Consider the following 3,237-nt stretch of genomic DNA (forward strand, 5'->3'; position numbering starts at 1 on the left):
GTTATTTTGAAATCTTTCTTAGTTTTTATTAGTAAATAAGATGCGTTTGCCCTGCGAGAAATCCGGGCTGATGTAGTTTAACGTCAAAATCAACCAAATAAAAATAATGTCTTACTTCCCTGCGTAGATACATTTTCAGTATTTACTTATTTTTACATTGCCAGTTTAACGTAGTAGGATTGTTCAAGTGAAAGGGTAAGCCTTGCGGGACGAGTAGCCATTGATCGCTCCTTGCACCCTAAAATAAGAGCAAAAGACGATTCCTAAAACAATCACACTCCATGCGTATTTCTCTAAATTGGCTGCGCGAACTAGTAGAGATAAAACTTAGTCCAGAAGAATTAGCCGAAACCCTGACAATGGCAGGGTTTGAAGTTGAAGAAATTGAAGATCGCCGCACTTGGGCAAATGGCGTGGTTATCGGCAAAGTGCTTGAGCGTCAACCCCATCCCAACGCCGATAAATTGAGTGTTTGCCAAGTAGATATCGGTGCAGGTGAGACTTTAAATATTGTCTGTGGCGCTGCCAATGTGAAGGCAGATATCTATGTCCCAGTGGCAACTACAGGTACTTACTTACCCAAAATTGATTTAAAAATCAAACCAGCAAAACTGCGTGGCGTCCCATCTCAGGGCATGATTTGTTCTTTAAAGGAACTCGGTTTGCCCACCGATATAGACGGAATTCATATTTTTACCCAGGAAAATTTACCATTGGGTAGTGACGTGCGGCCATTGTTAGGTTTAGATGATGTAATTTTAGACCTGACTGCAACTGCCAATCGCGCTGATGCTCTAAGTATGGTAGGCGTAGCCAGAGAAGTAGCAGCTTTAACTGGTGGAAAGTTGAGCATTCTTGAACCTAGTGAAGTCTCTATTCCCAAAAAAGCCGGAAATTTAGCTTTAAAAATTGCCGATACCCAAGCTTGTCCTGCATACATTGGTACGGTAATTGAACAGATCAAAATTGCTCCATCTCCCGAATGGTTGCAACAGCGTTTGCGGGCGGCTGGGGTACGTCCCATTAGTAATGTGGTGGATATTACTAACTATGTTTTGTTGGAATGGGGACAACCACTGCACGCTTTTGATGGCGATCGCTTAAAATCTGTTGCAGGTGGTGAAAATTTAAGCATCGGCGTTCGCTTCGTCAATAATGGAGAATCCCTCAAAACCCTGGATGGACAAACTCGCACCCTAGCAACCCAAAATTTATTAATCACCGCTAACGACAAACCCGTTGCTTTGGCGGGAGTCATGGGTGGGGAAGAAACAGAAGTCCATCAAGGTACTCAAAGCCTAGTTCTAGAAGCAGCTTTATTTGATTCCGTGGCAATTCGCCGTTCTTCCCGGAGTGTTGGGTTAAGAAGTGAGGCTTCTGGCAGATACGAACGGGGAGTTAACCGGGCTGAGTTGGAAATAGCCAATCGCCGCGCCTTATCCTTAATTAGCGAATTAGCGAGTGGAATTATAGTCCAGCAAGAAATTGCCGACACCCGCCCCGATCCGTCTACTTGGAGTCGTTCTATCGCCCTGCGTTTAGAGCGAGTTAATCAGATATTGGGGCCCATCGAATTAGAAGAGGACACACGCGAACTGCAAAAACAAGATGTTGAGGGCATCCTGACTGCATTGGGGTGTCAGTTGACTCCTTCAGGAGAAGATAGCACCCATCAACCTACGTGGTCTGTTTCCGTCCCACCCTATCGTTACCGCGACTTAGAGCGCGAAATTGATTTAATTGAAGAAATCGCCCGTCTCCATGGTTACAACAAATTCTGCGATACTTTACCAGAAAAAGCGGAAGCTGGTTATCTGCCTCTAGATGAGGAATTGATTCGCAAATTACGAGCTTTCCTGCGTGCTGAAGGATTGACAGAATTAATCCACTATTCTTTAGTAAAACCAGGAGAAGACAGAAATATAGTATTGTGCAATCCTTTATTTGTCGAATATTCAGCGCTGCGAACCGATTTGATATCTGGGTTAATTGATGCGTTTCAATACAATTTAGAGCAGGGTAATGGTGCCCTCAACGGTTTTGAAATCGGGCAAATTTTCTGGCAAGAAGAAGATGGTTTGCAAGAAACAGAAGCCCTGGCGGGAATTATGGGAGGGGATATTTCCGTTGGCAAATGGTCAAAAAGTGGACGCGAAGAACCCATCACCTGGTTTGAAGCCAAAGGCATTTTAGAAAGTGTATTTCGGCAACTGAGCTTGCAAATCGAATTTCAACCCGATCGCCGCGACGATCGCTTACATCCAGGACGTACCGCTTCTCTGTGGATTCGGGGTAACAGACTGGGGATTTTTGGGCAACTTCATCCCCAACTGCGACGAGAAAAAGGTTTACCAGATTCCGTTTATGTCTTTCAGTTGGATCTAAATGTGCTTTTAGATTCTCTAGGAGAAGATGAAGTTCTCGTCTCCACATTCCAGCCTTATTCTACATATCCAGCTAGCGATCGCGACATTGCCTTTTTCGCACCCGTGAAAATTTCAGTTGTCGAAATTGAAAAAGTAATTACCAAAGCTGGTAAAGATTTGCTCGAATCTGTGGAATTATTTGATGAATATCGTGGTGAAAACGTCCCCGAAGGACAGCGGAGTTTAGCATTCCGCTTAATTTATCGGGCTAGCGATCGCACTCTTACTGAGGCTGAAGTCGAACCAGTACACAATAAAGTCCGCGAAGGCTTGGTAGAAAAATTCGGCGTCAACTTGAGAAGTTAATCATTTGTCACTTGTCCTTTGTCATTTGCTTGGAGTGAGAAATTAATCATTTCTTACTCCCCGATGCACTGGCTGTAAAATCTAAAATCCAAAATAGTCTTAGCTATGCCTAAATATGTACTCTGGGGAACTTACTGCGAAGACGTTATCGAAAAACGCGCCCCCTATCGTCAAGCTCATTTAGACGGATTAGCAAAACAGAAAGAATCTGGTGTGCTGATTACTATCGGCCCCACCAAGGATGTTACAAAAGTTTTTGGCATTTACGAAGCCGAAGACGAAGCCACTGTGCGCCAGTTAATTGAAAACGATCCTTACTGGAAAAATGGCATCTGGACTGAATATTCAGTCAAAGAATGGATTCAGGCTTTATAAATTGGTGTTGGGCATTGGGCATTGGGCATTGGTCATGGGAAGATGAGCTTGAATGTTGAACCTCTGAACTTGAATGTTGAACCTCTGAACTCGGAAGTTGAACCTCTGAACTCGGAAGTTGAACCTCTGA

The 3,237-nt window shown here is 43.9% G+C and carries 2 protein-coding genes; both read left to right on the forward strand.

Annotated elements, in window-relative coordinates; all coding sequences use genetic code 11:
- Positions 1-281 precede the first annotated feature (281 nt).
- Positions 282-2,732: a phenylalanine--tRNA ligase subunit beta gene (pheT, locus tag ACFE93_RS14325; RefSeq protein ID WP_375473920.1), complete on the forward strand. Its 2,451-nt coding sequence runs from the start codon at positions 282-284 to the stop codon at positions 2,730-2,732.
- Positions 2,733-2,837: 105 nt separating this feature from the next.
- Positions 2,838-3,107, forward strand: coding sequence for a YciI family protein (locus ACFE93_RS14330; protein ID WP_289799149.1), 270 nt, complete (start codon positions 2,838-2,840; stop codon positions 3,105-3,107).
- Positions 3,108-3,237: the final 130 nt, after the last annotated feature.

Origin of the sequence: uncultured Nostoc sp. (assembly GCF_964247315.1) — a bacterium.
In the GTDB taxonomy this organism is placed as follows: domain Bacteria; phylum Cyanobacteriota; class Cyanobacteriia; order Cyanobacteriales; family Nostocaceae; genus Nostoc.